This window comes from Vibrio sp. PSi01 (assembly GCF_054960695.1).
Map to the genome: position 1 here is coordinate 1 of NZ_JBHNYN010000060.1, position 346 is coordinate 346.

General features: G+C 47.1%; 1 protein-coding gene. It reads right to left on the reverse strand.

Annotation, left to right across the window (positions count from 1 at the left end):
- Nucleotides 1-346 (reverse strand): Ig-like domain-containing protein (locus ACFI6G_RS22245; protein WP_462710489.1); only part of this gene is annotated, 346 nt, incomplete at both ends.

The following is a 346-nucleotide window of genomic DNA, read 5'->3' on the forward strand; positions in this document are numbered from 1 at the left end:
CGATCGTATCGCTAGAAGTTGCTGTATTACCGGCAATGTCCGTAACGCTTGCTTCAACCGTTAACTCACCTTCAGCGAAAGCTGAATAATCTTGGCCAGTTAGAGTCCACTCGCCAGCAGTCACTGTCGCGGTATAATTTTCTGACTTGCCATCAATATCCGTAATAGTGATTGATACTGTTTGGCCATCCTCAACATTGGTCACCGTGCCGACCAATGCGCCATTACTGACCTCGGCAGAGTTGTAATACTCATCACCAAAACCATCAAAATCGACACTGATGTCCGCTAACGTATCTTTGACGATCGTATCGCTAGAAGTTGCCGTATTACCCGCAATGTCCGC